The sequence below is a fragment of the Xanthomonas bonasiae genome, from assembly GCF_014836395.1.
GTDB classification, from domain to species: Bacteria; Pseudomonadota; Gammaproteobacteria; order Xanthomonadales; family Xanthomonadaceae; genus Xanthomonas_A; species Xanthomonas_A bonasiae.
Map to the genome: position 1 here is coordinate 179217 of NZ_JACSQX010000010.1, position 20624 is coordinate 199840.

23 protein-coding genes are annotated in these 20624 nt (G+C 71.1%); 10 read left to right on the forward strand and 13 right to left on the reverse strand.

The genetic code is table 11. The features are described 5' to 3' along the window. Nucleotides 1-6: 6 nt before the first annotated feature. The 4 genes from H9658_RS17145 to H9658_RS17160 are packed head-to-tail and all read left to right on the forward strand — an operon-like array spanning nt 7 to nt 3768. Nucleotides 7-1515 (forward strand): TIGR04222 domain-containing membrane protein, encoded by a 1509-nt coding sequence (locus H9658_RS17145; protein ID WP_191826269.1) that lies wholly within the window; start codon nt 7-9, stop codon nt 1513-1515. Next, a complete protein-coding gene (locus H9658_RS17150; RefSeq protein WP_191826270.1) occupies nt 1515-2168 on the forward strand; it encodes a CDP-alcohol phosphatidyltransferase family protein in 654 nt (217 codons plus the stop codon). Before H9658_RS17145 ends, H9658_RS17150 begins: the two co-directional genes overlap by 1 nt. Beyond that, nucleotides 2165-2797, forward strand: coding sequence for a lysophospholipid acyltransferase family protein (locus H9658_RS17155; RefSeq protein WP_179569090.1), 633 nt, complete (start codon nt 2165-2167; stop codon nt 2795-2797). Before H9658_RS17150 ends, H9658_RS17155 begins: the two co-directional genes overlap by 4 nt. Beyond that, complete coding sequence (locus H9658_RS17160) at nt 2794-3768, forward strand: phosphatidate cytidylyltransferase (RefSeq protein ID WP_191826271.1); 975 nt, start codon at nt 2794-2796, stop codon at nt 3766-3768. The genes H9658_RS17155 and H9658_RS17160 overlap by 4 nt, the downstream gene beginning before the upstream one ends. A gap of 253 nt (nt 3769-4021) precedes the next feature. Here H9658_RS17160 and fis read toward each other — a convergent pair whose 3' ends face one another. From fis to H9658_RS17175, 3 genes are all read right to left on the reverse strand, one after another. After that, nucleotides 4022-4294, reverse strand: coding sequence for a DNA-binding transcriptional regulator Fis (gene fis / locus H9658_RS17165; protein ID WP_003471008.1), 273 nt, complete (start codon nt 4292-4294; stop codon nt 4022-4024). 114 nt (nt 4295-4408) lie between these two features. Then, on the reverse strand, nt 4409-5326 hold the full coding sequence (locus H9658_RS23025; RefSeq protein ID WP_225210059.1) for a DUF3426 domain-containing protein: 918 nt from the start codon (nt 5324-5326) through the stop codon (nt 4409-4411). Between the two features lie 174 nt (nt 5327-5500). Continuing rightward, on the reverse strand, nt 5501-5869 hold the full coding sequence (locus tag H9658_RS17175; RefSeq protein WP_179569086.1) for a helix-turn-helix transcriptional regulator: 369 nt from the start codon (nt 5867-5869) through the stop codon (nt 5501-5503). A 186-nt stretch (nt 5870-6055) separates the two neighbouring features. On the opposite strand from H9658_RS17175, the gene H9658_RS17180 reads away from it, so the two are divergent. Continuing rightward, the gene (locus H9658_RS17180) at nt 6056-6523 is read left to right on the forward strand and encodes a hypothetical protein (RefSeq protein ID WP_191826272.1); all 468 of its coding nucleotides are present in this window, start codon (nt 6056-6058) and stop codon (nt 6521-6523) included. Between the two features lie 48 nt (nt 6524-6571). On the opposite strand, the gene prmA is transcribed toward H9658_RS17180, so the two are convergent. Next, on the reverse strand, nt 6572-7492 hold the full coding sequence (gene prmA, locus H9658_RS17185) for a 50S ribosomal protein L11 methyltransferase (RefSeq protein ID WP_191826273.1): 921 nt from the start codon (nt 7490-7492) through the stop codon (nt 6572-6574). A 205-nt stretch (nt 7493-7697) separates the two neighbouring features. Between prmA and H9658_RS17190 the strand changes: the two genes are divergently transcribed. Together H9658_RS17190 and H9658_RS17195 are read left to right on the forward strand one after the other, a co-directional pair. Continuing rightward, complete coding sequence (locus tag H9658_RS17190) at nt 7698-8645, forward strand: hypothetical protein (RefSeq protein ID WP_191826274.1); 948 nt, start codon at nt 7698-7700, stop codon at nt 8643-8645. Beyond that, nucleotides 8642-8998 carry a hypothetical protein gene (locus H9658_RS17195; RefSeq protein ID WP_179569078.1) on the forward strand — a complete coding sequence of 119 codons (357 nt, stop codon included), beginning with the start codon at nt 8642-8644 and terminating at the stop codon, nt 8996-8998. Before H9658_RS17190 ends, H9658_RS17195 begins: the two co-directional genes overlap by 4 nt. A 68-nt stretch (nt 8999-9066) precedes the next feature. Here H9658_RS17195 and H9658_RS17200 read toward each other — a convergent pair whose 3' ends face one another. Beyond that, the gene (locus H9658_RS17200) at nt 9067-9828 is read right to left on the reverse strand and encodes an SDR family oxidoreductase (RefSeq protein ID WP_191826275.1); all 762 of its coding nucleotides are present in this window, start codon (nt 9826-9828) and stop codon (nt 9067-9069) included. 100 nt (nt 9829-9928) lie between these two features. Here H9658_RS17200 and H9658_RS17205 point away from each other — a divergent pair, with 100 nt between their 5' ends. Beyond that, nucleotides 9929-10822, forward strand: coding sequence for an AraC family transcriptional regulator (locus tag H9658_RS17205; protein ID WP_191826276.1), 894 nt, complete (start codon nt 9929-9931; stop codon nt 10820-10822). 18 nt (nt 10823-10840) lie between these two features. Here the strand turns inward: H9658_RS17205 and H9658_RS17210 are convergent, their stop codons facing one another. The 6 genes from H9658_RS17210 to H9658_RS17235 all read right to left on the reverse strand — a co-directional run bounded on the left by H9658_RS17210 (nt 10841) and on the right by H9658_RS17235 (nt 15198). Then, nucleotides 10841-11602 (reverse strand): HAD-IA family hydrolase, encoded by a 762-nt coding sequence (locus H9658_RS17210; protein WP_318241406.1) that lies wholly within the window; start codon nt 11600-11602, stop codon nt 10841-10843. A 95-nt stretch (nt 11603-11697) separates the two neighbouring features. Then, the gene (accC, locus tag H9658_RS17215; protein ID WP_179569073.1) at nt 11698-13065 is read right to left on the reverse strand and encodes an acetyl-CoA carboxylase biotin carboxylase subunit; all 1368 of its coding nucleotides are present in this window, start codon (nt 13063-13065) and stop codon (nt 11698-11700) included. Further along, complete coding sequence (locus H9658_RS17220; protein WP_218848413.1) at nt 13055-13432, reverse strand: four helix bundle protein; 378 nt, start codon at nt 13430-13432, stop codon at nt 13055-13057. The genes accC and H9658_RS17220 overlap by 11 nt, the downstream gene beginning before the upstream one ends. Before the next feature lie 77 nt (nt 13433-13509). After that, nucleotides 13510-13989: an acetyl-CoA carboxylase biotin carboxyl carrier protein gene (gene accB, locus H9658_RS17225; protein WP_179569069.1), complete on the reverse strand. Its 480-nt coding sequence runs from the start codon at nt 13987-13989 to the stop codon at nt 13510-13512. Between the two features lie 93 nt (nt 13990-14082). Further along, nucleotides 14083-14529, reverse strand: coding sequence for a type II 3-dehydroquinate dehydratase (gene aroQ, locus H9658_RS17230; RefSeq protein WP_179569067.1), 447 nt, complete (start codon nt 14527-14529; stop codon nt 14083-14085). A 345-nt stretch (nt 14530-14874) separates the two neighbouring features. After that, nucleotides 14875-15198, reverse strand: coding sequence for a winged helix-turn-helix transcriptional regulator (locus H9658_RS17235; RefSeq protein ID WP_179569065.1), 324 nt, complete (start codon nt 15196-15198; stop codon nt 14875-14877). 142 nt (nt 15199-15340) lie between these two features. Between H9658_RS17235 and gstA the strand changes: the two genes are divergently transcribed. Together gstA and H9658_RS17245 are read left to right on the forward strand one after the other, a co-directional pair. Continuing rightward, on the forward strand, nt 15341-15970 hold the full coding sequence (gene gstA, locus H9658_RS17240; protein WP_191826277.1) for a glutathione transferase GstA: 630 nt from the start codon (nt 15341-15343) through the stop codon (nt 15968-15970). Between the two features lie 252 nt (nt 15971-16222). Then, nucleotides 16223-17620, forward strand: coding sequence for an FAD/NAD(P)-binding protein (locus tag H9658_RS17245; protein ID WP_191826278.1), 1398 nt, complete (start codon nt 16223-16225; stop codon nt 17618-17620). A 150-nt stretch (nt 17621-17770) separates the two neighbouring features. Here H9658_RS17245 and H9658_RS17250 read toward each other — a convergent pair whose 3' ends face one another. Continuing rightward, nucleotides 17771-18340: a TlpA disulfide reductase family protein gene (locus H9658_RS17250; protein ID WP_191826279.1), complete on the reverse strand. Its 570-nt coding sequence runs from the start codon at nt 18338-18340 to the stop codon at nt 17771-17773. Beyond that, a complete protein-coding gene (locus tag H9658_RS17255; RefSeq protein WP_191826280.1) occupies nt 18337-20622 on the reverse strand; it encodes a protein-disulfide reductase DsbD family protein in 2286 nt (761 codons plus the stop codon). The genes H9658_RS17250 and H9658_RS17255 overlap by 4 nt, the downstream gene beginning before the upstream one ends. Nucleotides 20623-20624 lie beyond the last annotated feature (2 nt).

The following is a 20624-nucleotide window of genomic DNA, read 5'->3' on the forward strand; positions in this document are numbered from 1 at the left end:
CAGGCCATGACCGCCTCCACCGATCCGGCGCCGCTTCCCCACGCCGACGCCGCGCAACAAGCGCTGTGGCAGCGGCTGCAAGCCTACCGTTTCGGCGAAGCCGACGACGCCTTGCCGGTGTTCGTGCGCCGCGTGGCCAAGGAAGCCAAGGTCTCCCTGACCGTGGCCGCGCAGGCGGTCGAGGAATACCGGCGCTTCTGCTTCCTGGCCTGCAGCGGAGCCGAGGACGTCACCCCCAGTGCGCTGATCGACCAGGTCTGGCATACCCATCTCACCGATACTCGCGAATACTGGCAGCAGTTCTGCCCCCACGTGTTGCAGACCACCCTGCATCACCGGCCCGGCCGCGGCGATGCCGTCGACGCCGAGCGCCACGCCGCGCAATACCGGGCCACCCTGGCGCGTTACCGCTGCTATTTCGGCGAACCGCCGGCGGCCTGCTGGCCGGCACCGGCCGGGGAGCGCGCCGCGCGGGCCGCCACCTCCGACGATCTCCACGCGCGCCGCTGGGACAGGCCGCGCGCATCCGGCAAGGCGCTGTGGCTGTGGGCGGCGGCCACGCTGCTGCTGGGCTGGTGGCTGGGATTGGACAACCCGGCCGTCTCGCCGCTGCACTGGCGCGGCAGTGCCTTCATCGTGCTGTTCCTGGCGGGGATCGGCCTGGCCTGGGCGCTGGCCGCGCGGTTGCGGCGCGCGGTGCGCGGCCTCGGCCAGCGGCACGCGGCCAGCGTGGTCGATCACGCCGAGCTGGCGTTCCTGGCCGGCGGCAGCGAGCGCGTGGCTGACCTGCACCTTGGCTTGCTGCAGATCTGCGGCGCGGTGCAGCTGCGGCCGACGTTGTCGACGCTGACGCGCCGCCGCAGTGATGCGACCGCGCTGCACGTGGCAGACGGCGTGGCGGTGCCGGCGTCGTTGCAGCGCGCCCTGCAACTGGTCCGCGCCAACCCGACCTTGTCGCTGGCGCTGCAGGCGCTGCGCGACGACGCGATGCCGCTGCGCCAGGCGCTGATCGGCAAGCGCCTGCTGCTCGGGCGCGGCCAGGCTTGGTGCGCGCGCCTGCTCGGCGCCGCGCCGCCGGTAGCGCTGTGGGTCGTGGGTGCGCTCAAGATCGAGATCGGCTTGCAGCTGCAGCGCCCGGTCGGCTTCCTGGTCGCGGCGATGGTGGCGGTGACGCTCATCGCACTGGGCTTCCTGCTGACCCCGCCGCGCCGCAGCGTCGCCGGCGACCGGCTGCTGGCCGCGCGCGATGCGGCATGGCGCGCCGGGACGTTCCTCTCCTCCACGACGCCCGGCACGCACCTGGCCACGCCGCTGGCGCTGGGCGGCACCGGCGTGCTGATGAGCACGGCGTGGGCCGACTATCACGCGCTGCGATCGCCAGTGGTCGCCAGCAGCGGCGGAAGCGGTGGCGGCAGCAGCTGCAACACCGGCGGTGGCGATGGCGGCGGCGGCAGCAGCAGTTGCGGCAGTAGTTGCAGCAGCGGCTGCGGCGGTTGCGGTGGAGGTGGCGACTGATGGCTCGAGCGACCCTTGCACAACGCCGCGCGCAGTGGCGCGCGCGCCTGGCGACGGCGCTGCGCGCGCGTGGCGCCACGCCCAATGGCCTGTCCTGGACCGCCACCGGCTTCGCCGCGCTGGCGGCGCTGATGTTCTATTGCGCCTGGCGCGAGCCGCCGCGCGATGCGGCCGGCTTGCTGCTGCTGGCCGCGCTCGGCCTGCAGGGGCGGCTGCTGTGCAATCGCCTGGACGGGCTGATGGCGCGGCAGGCGCGGATGGTCGGCCGCGCCGGCGAGGTCTACAACGAAGCGCCCGACCGCCTGTCCGACGTCGTCGTGTGCCTGGGCGTGGGCTACGGCCTGCAGCACGTGCTGAGCTGGGGAGCCGACCTGGGCTGGGCCGCGGCCTTGCTGTGCGTGGGCACCGCCTACGTGCGCATGCTCGGCCTGGCTTGTGGCGTCAGCGAGCCCTTGCAGGGACCGATGGCGCGCGTGCAACGCATGCACTGGCTGTCGCTGGCTGCGCTGCTGGCGGCCGTCGTTCTGCTGCTGCACTACACGGCCGTCGCCGAAATGATTCTGGTCGCGACCATGGCGCTGCTGATCGGCGGCGCGGCGGTGACCATCGTGATGCGTCTGCGCGCCATCGTGCGCGAACTGGAGTGGACATGATCGAGCGTCTGATCGCCCGCGGCTGCAGTGCCGCGATCCGCATCCTGACCGGCGCGCGTGCGTTCTGGCGCGGCTGCATTCCCTCCAGCGAGCGCCGCGTGTACTACGGCAACCACGCCAGCCACGGCGACTTCGTGCTGATCTGGTCGTCGCTGCCGGCGGCGCTGCGGCGCGAGGTGCGGCCGGTGGCCGCAGCCGAGTACTGGCAGCGCGACGCGCTGCGCCGCTACCTGATCCACGCGGTGTTCAACGGCGTGCTGATCGAGCGCGAGGCCGCGCAGCGCAGCCGCGATCCGATCGAGTGCCTGTGCGAGGCGGTCGATGGCGGCGGCTCGCTGATCCTGTTTCCGGAAGGCACGCGCAACACCGAGGAAGGCGTGCTGCCGTTCAAGAGCGGCATCTACCACCTGGCGCGGAATCGACCGGAGCTGGAGTTCGTGCCGGTGTGGATCGACAACCTCAAGCGGGTCATGCCCAAGGGCAAGTGGCTGCCGCTGCCGTTGCTGTGCACCACCACCTTCGGCGAGCCGCTGCGGCTGGGCGCCGGCGAGGACAAGCAGGCGTTCCTGGAGCGCACGCGTGCGGCGCTGCTGGCGCTGTCGCCGGAACAGATGGAGGCCGCACGATGAACGCGATCGCCTTCAGCGACCATCTGCAGCAATCCTCGCTGCGGCAGCAGACCATCTGGCTGTTCCTCGGCATCGCCGCGGTGCTGCTGCTGGCCACGCTGATTTCCGAAACCATGCGCTGGCGCGCGCGCGGGCGCCCCAGCGCGGTGCTCGACAACCTGGTGGCGCGGATCCGCGCCTGGTGGGTGATGGCCGCGGTGGTGGCGCTGGCGTTCGTGTTCGGGCGCATCGGCGTGATCGTGCTGTTCGCGCTGGTGTCGCTGTTCGCGCTGCGCGAGTTCATCACCCTGGCGCCGACCCGGCGCGGCGACTACTACGCGTTGCTGGCCGCGTTCTACATCGTGCTGCCGTGGCAGTACTGGCTGGTGTGGAGCGGCTGGTACGGGCTGTACACGCTGCTGATCCCGGTCTACGCGTTCCTGGTGCTGCCGATCCTGGCCACCATCGGCGGCGACACCACGCGCTACCTGGAGCGCACCGCGAAAGTGCAGTGGGGACTGATGATCTGCGTGTTCTGCATCTCCCACGTGCCGGCGCTGCTGAACCTGGAAATCCCCGGCTACGAAGGCCGCAACCTGCTGCTGTTCGCGTTCCTGGTGATCGTGGTGCAGTCCTCGGACGTGCTGCAGTACGTGTGGGGCAAGCTGATCGGCAGGCACCTGATCGCGCCGAAGCTGTCGCCGTCCAAGACCGTGGAAGGCTTCGTCGGCGGCATCCTGTCGGCGAGCCTGCTCGGCGCGGCCTTGTGGTGGATCACCCCGTTCTCGCCGCTGCAGGCGTTCGCGCTGGCGCTGGTGGCCAACCTGATGGGCTTCTTCGGCGGCCTGGTGATGTCGGCGATCAAGCGCGACCGCGGCATCAAGGACTGGGGCCACATGATCGAAGGCCACGGCGGCGTGCTCGACCGGCTTGATTCGGTGTGCTTCGCCGCGCCGGTGTTCTTCCACCTGATCCGGTATGGGTGGGTGTGAGAGGCCGGGATTGGGGATTGGGGATTCGGGATTTCGGGATTCGCGGTGACCGGGCCGCCTCCTGTAGGAGTGGCTTCAGCCGCGACGCCTTACCGGTAACGCGTCGCGGCTGAAGCCGCTCCTACAGAAGAGCGCACAGATTGAAATGAAAAGGCCGCCTTTTCGGCAGAAAAGGCGGCCTTTTTTATCAGTGGTCTGACAGCGGATTTGCGCGCAGACGTAATCCTGCAGTCCGAATCCCGAATCCCGGCTCTCAAGCCAACCCGTATTCCTTCAACTTCTTGCGCAGCGTGGCGCGATGGATGCCCAGCATCGCCGCGGCGCGGCTCTGGTTGCCTTCGCAGTGGTTGAGCACTTCCACGAACAACGGGATCTCCATCTCGCGCAGCACGATCTCGTACACGTCGTCGGCGTCGCAGCCATCGAGGTCGCGCAGGTAGCGGCGCACGGACTGCGCCACGTGTTCGCGCAGCGGCGGCTTCGGCGCGCCGCGACTGGAGTCAGGACGAGTGGTGGCAGCGTTCAAGTTCGGCGGGTCCCCGGATGACGGCGGCGCCGGAGGGCGGAGGGCCGGCGCGGGGGGACGAGTCTAGCGCGTGGCCTGCCTCGCTGCCATGGCGGATCGTGGTGTCACAGCGTTTCAGTGGAAGTCGAAACTGAATGCCGCGGTTCCCGCGGCCGGTTCGCGCACCTGGAACGCCACCTGCGCGCTCTGTCCGGGCGCCAGCGTCGCCGCATCCGGGCGGGTGCGGCCCAGGTACTCCTCCGGGCGCAGCACGCGGCTGCCGATGGTGCGGCCGTCGGCATCGGCCAGCGACAGCTGCAGCAGCGGCCAGGCCTGCGCCCAGCGCGCGTCGTTGCGGAAGGTGGCCTGGATCTGCAGGGTGCCGGCGCGTCCGGGCAGCGGCCGCACTTCGCGGCTGAGCATGGTGAACGCGCTCGGCTCGCGCCACGGCGGCAGGCTGCAGCGCAGCGCCTGGCACACGCCGGCCACCCACGGCCGCCAGCGCGCGTCGGCGCCCAGCCGCTGGCGGTCGGCGACCAGGATCTGCAGCGCCAGCAGCAGGCCCAGCCCGACCAGCGCGATCCACTGCCAGGGGGCGGCGCGCAGCACCGGCCGGCGTGACGCGCTGGGCTGCATGAAGCTGGGAGCGGCGGCGGTTGCGGTTGCGGCGGTGGTGGGTCCCGGTTCCTGCGCCGGCGGCGGCGGCGGCGCCAGCTCCACCTCCAGCTCCGATTCCGGTTCCGACTGCGATTCGAGTACACCGGGCGCGATCGACTCGCCGCTCACCGAAGCGGGCGGCGTTGCGGAGGTCCCGGCGGCGCGCGAGGCGTCCGTCTCCGCCATCGACACCGGCGCAGGCGTGGACAGTGGCGCGCCGGCGGCATCGGCACGCGGCGTCGCGCCGCCACCGGTGTCGCCCGTCTCGGCGGGGCTGGCCGCCGCGTCCGCCGCGGGACCGGCCGGCGCGGCGCCATCGGCCTGTTCCGGCGCCGGCCGCTGGGGCTGGCGCAGCAGGGTCGCGAGACTGGGGCGGGGCGGGGTGGGATCGGGCATGCGTGAAGGCGACGGCGGCAACGAGAACCCTATTCAAGCACGCGCGGGAGCGGGCTGCAGCGCGGTCATGGCCTTCTGTAGGAGAGGCTTCAGCCGCGACAGGCACCTTCGGTAAGTTCCTGTCGCGGCTGAAGCCGCTCCTACAGGAACGCCGGGCGGGGGCGCCTGCCCCGCTCAGCGCCGGTGCTTGCCGGCGCCGATCAGGTCCAGCAGGCCGGCGCGCTGGCGTGGGCTCAGGGTCTCGAAGCTGTCGAGCAGGCGCGCCTGCTGGTCCGACAGTTGCCGGTAGTGCGCGGCTTCCTCGGCGACGGACAGCGGTTCGCCGAACACGCGTTCGCCGCGGCCGGTGGCCAGGTATTCGAAGGTCAGCCCGCTGCGGCGGGCCAGGGCGATCAGGTGCTCCACCGCCGGCGCGGTGCCGTCGGCCATCTCCCACTGCGCCACGGCGCTGCGGGTCACCGACAGGTCGAGCGCGAGCGCTTCCTGGGTGAGGCCGGTCAGCTTGCGCGCTTCGCGCACCCGTTCGTACAACCTGCTGCTCACGCTCACCTCCGCGGGGGAGGCGAGATATAGCCGCGCCGACTGGGAAAGTTGGTTCGTACGGCTTTCAATGAGCACTTTGTTGTTGATACTGTCGTCGACGATGGCTGTGCGCAGTGAAGACGCCGCATCGTCCGCGCCGTCTCTGCCGCCGCCGCCCGCCCCGCTGCCATGGACCAGGACGCGCCGATGCACACGCAGGATGCCCCGCTGCAAGACGCCCAGCACCCCCGTTTCGCGCTCGCGCCGCTGCGCGCGCGCAGCCGCCCGCGGCCGCCGCCGGGGATCGGCGCGCACCGCTACCGGATCTGGGCCGATGCCGGCGACGGTCGCCGCGCGGTCAGGCAGGGCTGGTCATGGCAGGTGTTCGCGCTGCCGTATCCGCCCGCGCCGCCGTCGCGGGTGCCGGCGCCGCTGTGGCTGCTGGCGCACGCCGCGGGCTGGGTGGCGCTGGTGCAGGCCCTGGGCGCGTCGGCGCTGATCGGCGTTCTGCTGGAACTGGCCTGGCGGCTGCCGCGGGCGCGGCGCGGCCATCGCTGGCACGAGCGCCGCCTGCGCGCGCAGGGCTGGCGGCCGCGGACCCGGGTGCTGGCGATCCATGCCGAGGCGGCCTTGCTGACCGCGGCGATCCGCAGCCTGGCCGCAGGCCGCGGGTGAGCGCTGGATCCGGCGCGACCGCGTGAGCGGACCCGCCGGCCCGCGGACTCAGGCGCGGCGCACGCCGTCGATGCGCATCCAGTCGCCGTCCTGCTCTGTGCGCAATTGCTCGAACCACGGTGCGTAGCGCTGCAACAGCTCCTGTTCCTGGCCATGCAGGATCCCGGACAGGGCGATGCGCCCGCCCGGCGCGACGCGTTCGGCCAGGGTCGGCGCCAGCGCGTCCAGCGCCGAGGCCAGGATGTTGGCGACCACCACCGGATAGGTGGCCACCGGCTCGTCGGCCGGCAGGTGCACCGCCAGGCGCGCGCCGACGTCATTGCGCTCGGCGTTGTCGTGCGTGGCCAGCAGCGCCTGCGGATCGTTGTCCACGCCCACCGCCACCGCCGCGCCCAGCTTCAGCGCGGCCAGCGCCAGGATCCCGGAGCCGCAGCCGAAATCGAGTACGCGCGCCTGCGCCAGCGCGCCGTCGGCGGCCAGGGCGTCGAGCCAGCGCAGGCACAACGCGGTGGTCGGGTGGGTGCCGGAACCGAACGCCAGGCCCGGGTCCAGCCGCACCACCGCGGCATCGGCGCCGCGCGCTTCTTCCGGCAGTTCGTGGTTCCACGGCACGATGAAGGTGCGAGTGCCGAAGCGCATCGGCTGGAACTGGTCCAGCCAGGCGCGTTCCCAGTCCTGGTCGTCGACCTTGCGGAACGTGGCCTGGGCCCAGTCCAGGCCCGGATCGAACGCTTCCAGCGCGGCCAGCAGCAGCAACGCGTCCTGTTCGGCGGGGAACAGCGCGCTGAGCACCAGCGTGCCCCATAGCGGGGTCTCGCCGACCCCCGGTTCCAGGATCGCGCGCTCGTTGCTGGTGTCGGCCTCGGCGTCGAGCAGGGTGACCGCCAGCGCGCCGACGTCCTCCAGCGCGTTCTCGTAGCGGGGCTGGGTGGCATCGGTGCAGCGCACAGTCAGTTCGAGGAACGGCATCGGTCGGGCACGAGGAGGAGTGACCGCGCATCTTAGACGACCGCGGCGGCGGCCCGGCCCGGCGCCGGCCGCGCGCGACGTGACCGCGGACGCCATTGTCTGCCATGGCCCGCCATCGGCTGCGCTAGACTGCGACATTGCGGCGGCCCCCGGTTCCAGCGGCCGCGGCCGCCCTCGTCGCCTGCTGCCCCGATCGCCTACGCGCATGCCCTTCGCCGTGTCCCGTAAAACCTGGCTGTTGCTGGCGCCCGCTGCGCTGCTGCTGGGCGTGGTCGGCTATCGCGCGGTGCTGCTGGCGGCGGCACCGGCGCTGCCGGTGAGCGCGGGTGCCGCCGCGGCCACCCCGGCCACCGTGGGCGTCCCGGCGCAGGACCAGCGCAGGCCCACCTCGGTTCAGCTATTGCCGGCGGCGTCGCCCGACCGGCGCACCGCGCTGGAACGCAGTCCCGACCTGTACCGCACCGCGCAGCAGCTGTCCGCCGCCGCCGCGCAGGGCGATGCCGATGCGTCCTGGCTGCTCAGCCGCATCTACGACTATTGCGCCGGCTATGCGATGAATCCGGCCGGCTATGCCGCCGACACCCGCGCGATCGATGCGGCGCAACTGCCGACCTCGGGGCGGATGGTCGCTGCGCGCGCGCGGGTCGGCCGCCGCTGCGCCGGCTTCGTGCCCGGCGACGGCCTCACCCGCCAGGCCATCGTCGCCCAGCGCGTGCAGGCCGCACGCGGCGGCAACCTGGCCGCAGAGGCGGCGCTGCTGACGCTGGGGCAGCCGCTGCAGTCCTCGGCCGGCTACAAGCGCGACCTGGTCGAACGGGTGCGCGCCTCCGGCGATCCGGATGCGTACATGGCGCTGGCGCCGGCGATGGGCCTGGCCGCCAGCGGCGACGACAGCCTGGACGAGCGCATCGCCGGCACCGCCTTCACCGAACTGGCCTGGCAGCTGGCCGCCTGCCGGCTGGGGCTGGATTGCGGCCCGAACAGCGAGTTGATGACCCGCTATTGCGCCAACGGCGGGATCTGCTCGCAGGACCCGACCCAGGATTTCAGCAGTTTTGTTTACGACGCCGCGGTGCCGCGGCAAGGTACGGACACGATGAACGACATGGTCAACCGGCTGGTGGATACGACGGCGAGAGGAGCGGGGTCATGAATTACCGGCGATGGCTGCACGGCGCCAAGTTCTGGTTCTGGGTGCTGGCCCTGGTCGCCTATTCGGCGGCGGCGGCCGGCTTGCTGCTGATCGACACGGCCGAGCAGCGCTACCGCGGCCTGTCCAAGGTCGAGCTGACCACCGCGCACGCCGACCCCGACCTGCGCCGCGCCGGTGCCGCGCAGGTGGCGGCGATCTACCGCGCGCGCAGCGGCATGCCGTTCTCCACCCTGAGCCCGGGCAGCACCTTCCAGATCGTGTGGCCGGATGGCTCGACCGAGACGGTGATGATCGTCAGCCCGACCTCGACCCTGGGCGCCGAGCCGGTGCCGGGGACGCAGCAGGCGAAGTAGCCGGGATTGGGGATTCGGGATTCGCAAAGGCGGGTTTGCGGTTCCCGTGAGGTCTTGCAGCTTGGTGATCAGCGCTCCTTGGCGGGCGCCGGCTGCGCGGACAGGGCCAGGGCGTCGGCGCCGGCGGGGTAATGCAGGCGGTCGCTGGCGTCGTTGGCGGCGTCCCAGATCGCCTGGGCGACGTCGCTGGCCACGGTCACCGCCGCCGGTTGGCCCAGGCGCGCGAACACCTCCTGGGCAAACGGCGCGTAGGCGTCCGGGATCAGGCCCTGCATGCGCTGCTGCCCGTTGGCGGTGAACCGGGTGGACGGGCCGTAGCCGGGCTCCACCAGCTTGACCCGCAGGCCGAACGCCTGGAGTTCGTGGCGCAGCGACGCGGTGAAGCCCTGCACCGCGGTCTTGCTCGCCGTGTACGCGGCCACCAGCGGGAACGGCGCCAGCGTGGCGCTGGAGGTCACGTTGACGATGACGCCCGCGCCGCGCTGGCGAAACCGCGGAATCGCGGCCTGGCACATCGCCATGACGCCGAAGGTGTTGGTCTCGAACACCTCGCGCACGGTCGCCATCGGCGTGGCCTCGAACGCCCCGAACAGCCCGATGCCGGCATTGTTGACCAGCACGTCGATGGGGCCGGCCGCCTCCAGCGCCAGCGCGATGCTGTCGGGCTGGGTCACGTCCAGCGCCAGCAGGCGCAGGTCGGGCGAGGCCGGCAGCAGCGCCGGGTGCGGCTGGCGCATGGTGGCGACGACGTTCCAGCCTTGGGCCAGGAAGTGGCGCGCGGTTTCCAGGCCGTAGCCGGAGGAACAGCCAGTGATCAGGACGGTCTGCATTGCGTTCTCCAGGAGTGAGTGGACTCGGGAGGAAACGATAGGTCAGCCGCATCGGATGATCGATAATGCAGAATCCGTTTTGTTTTAGCGAAAGTCCGAAATGCACGATCCACTTTCCGACCTCGTCCGTCTGCTCCAACCCCGCGCGGTGTTCGCCAACCTCATCAGCGGCAAGGGCAACTGGGCGGTGCGCTATGCCGAGTACGGGCAGCCGGGGTTCTGCATCGTGCTCGAGGGCATCGCTGTGCTGGCGGTGGACGGGCATCCGCCGATCACGATCGGCGCCGGCGATTTCGTGCTGTTGCCGACCACGCCGGCGTTCACGCTCTCCAGCCTGGTGCCGGCGCCGCCAGTGTTCATCGATCCGAAGGTCGTTCCCGGCGGGCAGGGCGAACGGCGCCACGGCGAACCGGACGGCGCGCCGGACATGCGCTCATTGGGCGGCGCCTTCCTGTTCGACAGCGCCCATGCCGGGCTGCTGGTCTCGCTGCTGCCGGCGGTGGTCCACGTGCGGGGCGCCGGCCGCCTGATGCAACTGGTGCAGATGGTGGGCGAGGAGTACCACGACAGGAAGCCGGGCAGCGAGTACGTGCTTTCGCGGCTGGTCGAGATGCTGCTGGTCGAGGCCTTGCGCTGGACGACCGCGGGGAATGCGCCGCCGGGCCTGCTGCGCGGCCTGGGCGACGAACGGCTGGCGATGGCGCTCACGCGGATCCATGCCCGCATCGATCACGCCTGGACGGTGGGCGAACTCGCGCAGGCGGCCGCGCTGTCGCGCTCCACGTTCTTCGAGCGGTTCGCCCGCACCGTCGGCGTGCCGCCGATGGAGTACGTGCTGGCCTGGCGCATGCAGGTGGCGAAGGATCTGTTGCGGCGCTCAGGATCGAGCGTGGCCGAGGTGGCCGAACGCGTCGGCTACGGGTCGACGAGCGCCTTCAGCGTGGCCTTCAGCCGCCAGGTGGGCGCACCGCCCAGCCGCTACGCCAAAGCCTGACCCAGGCCGCGCGCCGGTTCAGCCCGCAACCACGGCAAAGCGCCCTGTCTGCTCTTCGACGCAGCGCAATCCGACATAGTCGGAGAGGTGCAGGCGCGGCAAGCTTTGCGCCGCGTGCGCATGCGCGCAGGTGATCGCGCACACCGCCGCGCCCGCGGCCTCGGCGGCCTGGATGCCGGCCGGGGCGTCCTCGAACACCAGGCAGTCGCCCGGCGCTACGCCCAGCAGGCGCGCCGCCAGCAGGTAGCCTTCCGGCGAAGGCTTGCCGGCCACGACGTCCTCGGCAGACACCAGCACCGGTGGCGGCGGCAGGCCCGCGGCGCGCAGACGCCGGCTCGCCAGTTCGCGCGGCGCCGAGGTCACCACGGCCCAGGCGTGCGGCGCGAGCGTGCCGATGAAGGCCTCGGCACCCGCGATCGCCTGCACCCCCTGCATGTCCTCGAGTTCGGCCGCGGTCACGGCTTGCGCCTCGCGCTGTACGTCGATGCCGGCCAACCCCTGGCGTGCGATGGTCTCTTCGGCGCGCACGCCGTGGATCGTCGGCAACAGGATGGCCGGGTCGATGCCGTGGGTTCGCGCCCAGGCGCTCCATACCCGCTCGGCCGCCGCGATCGAGGTCAGGATGGTGCCGTCCATGTCGAACAGGAAGGCGCGGTAACGGCCGAACGGCGGGATGTCTGGGCGCATGTGAGGATGGCGGCAATGGCGTCGGCGTGCGGTGCGATCCAGGCGCAGGCGCAGGCGCGGCAGGCGGGATCGCGTCCGCGCAGGGCGCTGCACCGGCGGCGATCCGCGGCGCGCTCGCGCGCTCTGGCCTCTCGCCCCGCAGAGGAGCGGAGACCGGCGCTGCCGATTTCCGCCTCCTCTCGCCGGACTCACACTAAAGCAATCGACTTGTTCTTGCGCTCGGCCAGGCGCTTTTCCAGGTAGTGGATGTTCTGCCCGCCGGCCTGGAAGCCCTTGTCGCGCATGATCCGCTGCTGCAGCGGGATGTTGGTCTTGATCCCGTCCACCACCATCTCGCTCAGCGCCACGCGCATGCGCGCGATCGCGGTCTCGCGGTCGGGGCCGTGCACGATCAGCTTGCCGATCATCGAGTCGTAGTTCGGCGGCACCTTGTAGCCGCTGTAGATGTGCGTGTCCACGCGCACGCCGGGGCCGCCGGGCGGGTGGAAGCCGGTGATCAGGCCCGGGTTGGGCATGAAGGTTTCCGGGTCCTCGGCGTTGATGCGGCACTCGATCGCATGGCCGCGCAGCACGATGTCGCTCTGCTTGATGCTCAGCTTGTGGCCGGCGGCGATGCGCAGCTGCTCGCAGACCAGGTCGATGCCGGTGATGCGCTCGGTCACCGGGTGCTCGACCTGGATGCGCGTGTTCATTTCGATGAAGTAGAAGCGCCCGTCCTCGAACAGGAACTCGAAGGTGCCGGCGCCGCGGTAGCCGATGCGCACGCAGGCGTCCACGCAGACCTTGCCGATCTCGCTGCGCAGCTGCTCGGTGATGCCCGGCGCGGGGGCTTCTTCGACCACCTTCTGGTGGCGGCGCTGCATCGAGCAGTCGCGCTCGCCCAGGTGGATGGCGTTGCCCTGGCCGTCGGCCAGCACTTGGATCTCCACGTGGCGCGGGTTCTCCAGGAACTTCTCCATGTACACCTGGTCGTTGCTGAAAGCGGCCTTGGCTTCGGACTTGGTGGTCTCGATCGCCGCCTTCAGCGCCGCCTCCGAATGCACCACGCGCATGCCGCGGCCGCCGCCGCCGCCGGCGGCCTTGATGATCACCGGGTAGCCGATCTCGCGCGCGACCTTGGTGTTGGCGACGATGTCGTCGCCCAGCGGGCCGCCCGAGCCGGGCACGCACGGCACGCCGGCGGCCTTCATCGCGCGGATCGCCTCGACCTTGTCGCCCATCAGGCGGATGGTGTCGGCCTTGGGCCCGATGAAGATGAAGCCGGACTGCTCCACGCGCTCGGCGAAGTCCGCGTTCTCCGACAGGAAGCCGTAGCCGGGATGTATGGCCTGCGCGTCGGTGACCTCGGCCGCGGCGATCAGCGCCGGGATGTTGAGGTAGCTCTCGGCCGAGGACGCCGGGCCGATGCACACCGACTCGTCGGCCATGGCCACGTGCTTGAGGTTGCGATCGACGGTGGAATGCACCGCGACCGTGCGGATGCCGAGCGTATGGCACGCGCGCAGGATGCGCAGCGCGATTTCGCCGCGATTGGCGATGACGACTTTATCGAGCATGGGATTCGGGATTCGAGATTGGGGATTCGTAGAGGGCGCCGGGCTCGCGCAGATGTCGCGAATCGTCCAGCGTGCGGATCAATGCGTTGAGCCTGGAAAAGGTGCGGTTCAAGAGATCGAGGGTTGCCGCGTCCGGCGAACCGAACTGCAGCCGTGTCGCGATCTGCATCTGCGTATCCAGCTCGGCCAGCGAGCCTCGCGCCATCGACAGATAACGCAGGTACTCGGCAGTGGACCGCCGCGCGGCGCCCTCCGCGATGTTGGAGGGAACGCTGATCGCCGCGCGCCGCATCTGTGCGGTCAGTCCAAAGCGTTCGGCATCGGGGAAGCTCTGGGTGAGATGGTAGGTCGCTTCGACCAACGTCATCGCATCGCGCCACACCGTGAGGCGCTCGTGTGGCCGCTGTTGCGAATCCCAAATCACGAATCCCCAATCCCTGCCGCTCAGCCAATCACAAACAACGGCTGATCGAACTCCACCGGCACGCCGCTTTCGCTGAGGATCGCGACGATGGTGCCGGAGACGTCGGCTTCGATCGGGTTGAACATCTTCATCGCCTCGATGATCGCCAGGGTCTCGCCGGCCTTGACCGCCTGGCCGACGCTGACGAAGGCCGGCTTGTCCGGCGACGGCGAGGTGTAGAACGTGCCGACCATCGGCGCGCGCAGCACGTGGCCTTCGGGCAGGGCGTTGCCGGGCTTGGCGGTGCCGCCGGTGGAGGCCTCGGTGGGCGAGCTCATCGGCATCGGCGCGGCAGCGGGCGGCGCGGCGGGGGCCGGCGCGGCGTACTGCGGGGCGCTGGCGATCATGCCCTTGGGCGTGCGCGCCAGGCGCACGCTTTCCTCGCCTTCCTTGATCTCGATCTCGGCGAGATTGGACTCTTCCAGCAGGTCGATCAGCTTCTTGATTTTACGGAGATCCATAACGGCCTCTTGAGGTGAATCGGGAAATGACCAGGCACGCGGCCTGGCGAACTCGGATAGGGGCGTACGCCGCCGGGCGCGCGCGACAGGTGTTCATGCGGCCACGCCCAGCCGCGTCAGCGCCGCGTCCATCGCGTAGCGGTAGCTGTCGGCGCCGAAGCCGCAGATCACGCCGACCGCGTGGTCGCTGAAATAGCTGTGGTGGCGGAACGGCTCGCGGCTGTGTGGGTTGGACAGGTGGATCTCGATGAACGGGATCGCCACCGCCGCCAGTGCGTCGCGCAGCGCCACCGAGGTGTGGGTGAACGCGGCCGGGTTGATCAGGATGAAGGCGGTGCCGTCGCCGCGTGCGGCCTGCACCCGGTCCACCAGCACGTGCTCGGCATTGGACTGCAGGCTGTCCAGCTGGTGCCCGGCGGCCGTGGCCTGCGCGAGCAGCGCCGCATCGATCTGCGCCAGCGTCGCGTGCCCATAGACCCCCGGCTCGCGGGTGCCGAGCAGGTTGAGGTTGGGGCCATGCAACAGCAGCAGTCGCGCCATGGAAGACAAAGCAGCGGAAAGGGCGGCAGTCTGCGCGAAGCCGGGATTACTGTCCAGTTCGGCGAAGTTGCGCGTGTTTTAAACGGATGTTTGGTTCTGCGGCGCGCGGCGCGGGCGGTTCGGGTGCGAACGCAGGCGTCGTCCGCGCTGCCTGTTTGCCTCCTGCCCCGTCTCATCGGCCAGTGCAGTCCAAGATCGGGCGCTGCGCGCCGCGTCGAGGACCGCGTGCGCGGACGACGGCGCACGGTATGCGCTGCGCGCCACCGCAGGCTCGGACATGCAACCTCCCAGGTCAAGCACGGGGCACCGGCGATCGCGCGCATCGCCGTCCCCAGCCGGCATCGCTCAGCTGGCGGACCGCGCCTTGACCCACAACCCGAACTCCTGCATCACCGCGACCACCGGTTCCAGGCGACGCCCGTCCCCGGTCAGCGCGTATTCGACCTTGACCGGCACGGTGGGATAAACGGTGCGCTGGATCAGCCCCGCTTCTTCCAAAGCTCTCAGATCCAGGGTCAGCATGCGTTGCGAAATGGCCGGAATGTCGCGGCGCAGTTCGTTGAACCGCTTGGGCCCGTCGAGCAGGTACGACACCAGCAACAGGCGCCATCTTCCGCCGAGCAGGCGCATGGCCTCTTCCACGGAGCAGCCGGAAACGTTGTCCTTCATCGCAGCTTCCTCGGTGCGCGCGCACTAGGTATACATTTTGTACCTAGACAACATTATAGTGCCTTCTTCCTTTTCTATACCTGGTTTCTAGAATGCGTCGGGCCGCGCTTGCGAGCGCTGCGCCCACTTTCTGGAGATCGCAATGAAGCTGTACTACATCCCGGCCGCCTGCTCCCTCGCGCCGCATATCGTGCTGCATGAGCTCGGCCTCGAGGCGACGCTGGTGCGGGTCGATCACCGCAAGCACCTGACCGAGGACGGCGCGGATTTCCGTCGGGTCAATGCGATGGGCTACGTGCCGGCGCTCGAACTCGACGACGGCAGCGTGCTGCGCGAAGGTCCCGCCATCGTCCAATACCTGGGCGACCGCAAGCCGGAACGCGGTCTGGTACCGCCCAATGGCAGCATGCAGCGCTACCGCCTGCAGGAGTGGCTGAACTTCCTGGCGACGGAGATCCACAAGGGCTTTATTCCCCTGCTGTACGCGCGGCTCGCCGGCCAGTACGTGGACACCGCCCGGCCGAAGCTGGAGCAGCGTTTCGCCTGGATCGATGCGCAGCTCGCCGGGCGCCGGTTCCTGATGGGCGATGCCTTCACCGTCGCCGATGCCTATCTGTATGCGCTGACCGGCTGGGGCCAGGCGTCCTGGCTGACCTCGCACTACAAGGCGGACATCCACTTCGACGCCTTGCAGAACCTGCAGGCATGGTACCGGCGCGTGCATGCGCGGCCGTCGGTGCAGCAGGCGCTGAGCGAAGAAGGGCTGCAGTAGGCGGCCCGCTCATCCACTCTTGGGCATGCGCGCGCGATGCGGGAAACGCACCATGGCGTGCTGGCGATTTCCTCGCATCGCGCGACGATCGTGCGGTCCCGCGCCAAGGTCCAGCGGACACCGCTTATGGGCCAAGCGCATGTGCTGATACCCGATCGGCATGCACCAAGTGCCGCGCATTAACCGGCGATTTACACCCGCGGCCGGCATCCCGGGCACAAAGGACGCCCCGACCGGCCACGAGTGCGAGCCATGCGAATTGCGATCATCGGCGCAGGATTCTGCGGCAACGTGCTGGCCGCGACGCTGGCCAGGCAGGGCGCCGCCAGCCGCATCACCCTGATCGGCGTGGCCGACACCTACGGCCGCGGCATCGCCTACGGCGCGGCGCGGCCGGAACATCTGTTGAACGTGCGCGCCAAGGATCTCGGCGTGGATCCGCAGGATCCGGGCGGCTTCGCCGATGCCCTGCAGCTCGACGCCGAGAAGCGTCTGCAGTTCCTGCCGCGGCTGCAGTACGGCCGCTACCTGGAGCAGCATCTGGACAGCGCGCTCGCCGCGTCGGCGGTCGAGGTGGCGCGGGTGAGCGAAGAGGCGGTGGCGGTGGAGCGCGGCCCGGACGGTTTCCGCATCTTCCTGGCCAACGGCGAGGACGTGGTCAGCGACGTGGTGGTGCTGGCGATCGGCGCGTTGCCGCCGGCGGCGCTGCCCGGCATCGGTCCGCGCCTGGCGGTGCACCGGCGCTACATCGGCTGGCCGTGGCAGGACGGGGTGCTGGACGAGGTGCCGCCGCAGGCGCGGCTGCTGCTGGTCGGCACCGGCCTGACCATGGCCGATGTCGCGCTGACCCTGCGCCGCCGCGGCCATCGCGGCCCGATCACCGCGTTGTCGCGGCGCGGCCTGGCGCCGCAGGCGCACCTGGCCCAGCCGGGCGCGGCGGTGACGCTGCCGCCGAGCGTGGCGCAGGCGCTGCGCAACCACGACCTCGCCGGCCTGGTGCGCAGCCTGCGCCAGCTGACCACGGTGGTGGAGGACTGGCGCTGCGTGGTCGATGCGCTGCGCCCGCATCTGCAGCCGTTCTGGAAAGGCCTGGCGCCGGCGGCGCGCGCGCGGTTCCTGCGCCATCTGCGCCCGTACTGGGAAGTGGCGCGGCACCGGCTGGCGCCGGCTGCCGCGAGCGCGCTGGCGCAGATGCAGCAGCAGGGCCAGTTGCGCATCCGCGCCGGGCGCCTGCTGCGCGCGCGGTTGGGCGAGACCGCGGTGGAGGCGGTGATCCGCGACCGCGCCAGCAACAGCGCGCGCACCGAAGACTTCGACGTGCTGATCCGCGCCACCGGGCTGGACACCGACGTCGCCCGCACCAGCCATCCGCTGATTGCGACGATGCGCGATGCGGGCCTGCTGCAGCCCGATCCGCTGGGCCTGGGCCTGGTGGTGGACGAGCGCCTGCAGGTGCGCGACGGCAGCGGCCACCCGGTCGCCGGACTGTACTGCCTGGGACCGCTGCTGCGCGGCGGCCTGTGGGAGATCACCGCGGTGCCGGAATTGCGCGCCGGCGCGCAACGTCTGGCCGCGGAACTGGCGGCGCTGGGGCAGGCGCGGGTTGCTGCCGGCGGCGCCGGCAGCGAGGCGCAGCGGCAGGCGGTATAGCGCAATCCCGATCCAGGCGACGATCCCCCATCTTTTGTAGGAGCGGTTTCAGCCGCGACAGGCATTGCCAGGAAAGCCCGTCGCGGCTGAAGCCGCTCCTACAGGGGCGAGTGCGCGAACGGGCACAGGGCCGATTGCGCAAACGAGCGGCTACGGCAGCCGCGCCCAGCGCTCCGCTTCGCCCGGCGCGAACGGCCCCAGCTTCTGCCGCACGATGCGGCCGTCGGCGTCGATCAGCACGCTGTAGGGCAGCAGGCCCTGGGTGTCGCCCAGGCGCACGCTGGCATCGGCCGGGCCGGGGGTTTCCAGCGCGATCGGGTAGCCGATCGGCACCCGCTGCAGGAATGCGCGCACGTCCTCGGGGCGGTCCAGGGCGATGCCGAGCACCTGCAGGCCGTCGGCCGGCTGCGCGCGCGCCAGGCGGTCCAGTTCCGGCATCTCGCGCACGCACGGTTCGCACCAGCTGGCCCAGATATTGACCAGCAACGGACGGCCGCGGAACTGGGCCAGGCTCAGGTTGCCGCCGTCGAGGGTGGGCAGGCGCAGCGCCGGGGCCGGATCGCCGGGGCGGGCCGCGACAACGCCGGCCGGCGGCGCGCTGCCGGTGGCGGTCGCTGGCGGCGCTGGCGTCGGCGACCGCCACCAGACCTGCGCCGCGGCCAGGCCCAGCGCCGCCGCGATGGCCGCCACCGCGAGCAGGCGTGGCGGCGTGGCGTTCATCGCGCCGCGCGCAGCAGTGCGTCCTCGGCCACCGCCTGGCTCAGCACCGGCGGCAGCACGGTCGGCGGCGCGCCCGGGCCGTAGACCACGTACAGCGGCACGCCCACCGCCTTGTGTTCGGCCAGGAAGGCGCTGATGCGCTGGTCCTCGTTGGTCCAGTCGCCCTTCATGTACACCGCATCGACGCGCTTGAGCGTGTCGCGGAAGGCATCGCTGCTGAGCACGTTGCGTTCGTTGGCCTTGCAGGTCACGCACCAGTCGGCGGTCATGTTGACGAACACCACGCGGTTGTCGGTGCGCAGCCGGTCCAGCATCTCCGGCGAGAAGGCCACGGTGTTGCGCTCGGCGCTGACGCTGGGCGGCGCCAGCCGGGTCACGCCCCACACCGGCAGCAGCGCCAGCAGCACCAGCAGCGAAGCCAGGCGCAAGCCGAGCTTGTGGCTGCGCCAGCGCGCGCGCTCGATCCACCACAGGCCCAGCGCCAGCAGCGTGGCGCCGACCAGCAGCAGCGCCACCGCATCCACGCCGCGCTGCTTGCCCAGCACCCACAGCAGCCAGATCGCGGTCAGGTACATCGGGAACGCCAGCACCTGCTTGAGCGTCTCCATCCACGGGCCGGGCGTGGGCAGGCGCTTGGCCAGCGAGGGGATGAAGCCGACCAGCAGGAACGGCAGCGCCAGGCCCAGGCCCATGGTCAGGAACACCAGCATGCCGATCGCCGGCGGCGCGGCGAACGCATAGCCCAGCGCCAGGCCCATGAACGGGCCGACGCAGGCGCTGGACACCACGCAGGCCAGCACGCCGGTGGAGAAGTCGCCGACCGGGCCGCTGCGCGAGGACAGCGACTGGCCGAGGCCGCCGAGGTTGGCGCTGAGCGTGAACACGCCGGACAGGCTCAGGCCCATCGCGAACATCAGGTAGGTCAGCACCGCGACGAAACCCGGACGCTGCAGCTGGAAGCCCCACAGCAGATGCGCGGCGACGGCGATGCCGCCGACCACGGCGAAGGACGCCAGCACCCCCAGCGTGTACCACAGCGCATGGCTGCGGGCGCGCGCATGGCTTTCGCCGCTGTGCGCCAGGCCCAGCACCTTCAGCGACAGGATCGGCAGCACGCACGGCAGCAGGTTCAGGATCAGGCCGCCGCCCAGTGCCGCCAGCAACACCCACAGCAGGTTCTGCGGCGCGGCCGCCGGCGCGGTGCTGCGCGCGGCGTTGTGCACCGAGGCATCGGGCGCGCTCGCCGCATCGGGCGCGGTCACCGGCGCGGCCGCGTCGGCCGCCGCGGCGCTGGCGTCGGCCTGGCGGCTGTCCAGCGGCGTCACCAGCAGCGGCGCCACTTCGGCCTGGTCGGTCGGGCTGAGCTTGCCCTTGGGCAGCGACAGCTTCACCCGCCGGGTCATCGGCGGATAGCAGATGCCGTCGGTCTGGCAGCCCTGGAAGGTGGCGACCAGGGTCGCGTCGGCGGCATCGGCGCGCTGGCGCTGCAGCGGCACGCTGACCTCGGTCTGGTCGAAATACACCACCACGTTGCCGAAGTGCTCGTCCTGGTGCGAGCGGCCCTGCGGCCAGCGCGGCATGCCGGTGCGGATGCCGGCCGCGCCTTCCAGCGCCAGCGCGGTGCGGTCGCGATACAGGTAGTAGCCCGGCGCGGGGGTGAAGCGCAGCAGCAGGGTATTGCCGTCGCCGACGATGGCTTCGAAGCCGAACGCCTGGTCCGACGGCAGCGGCAGGCCTTGCACGGCGCCGGCGCCGGCGCCGAACAACGGCTTGGCGGCGGGGCCGGCCGCGCCCGGCGCGCTGCCCGGCAGCGGCGAGGACGTGGCCGCCGTTGCGTCGGCCTCGGCCGCCGGCAGCGCCACCGTGAGCACGCGCTTCTGCGGCGGATAGCACACGCCGGCGTCGGCGCAGCCCTGGTAGCGCACCTCCACCTGCAGGCTGGTCGTGGCGGGATCGGCGACGCCGCTCTGCACCGCGTTCAACTCGCCGCGGTAGGTCTCCACCTCGCCGAAGTACGGGTCGGTCTTCTTGTGCCCGGCCGGCAACTGCACGGTCGGGTTGGCCTTGAAGCCGCTCAGCACCCGCACCGCGATCCGGTGCCGGTACAGGTAATAGCCGTTGGCGATCTTCCAGTGCAGTTCGATGCGGCCGCGCTCGGGCGCCTGCGCGCTCAGCACGAAGGCCTGATCGACCGGCAGCAGATCCTTTTCGCTGATCGCCAGGGCGGGGAAGGCGGCCAGGGCCAGCAGGCACAGGGCGGCGATACGGTGCAGCACGGTCATCG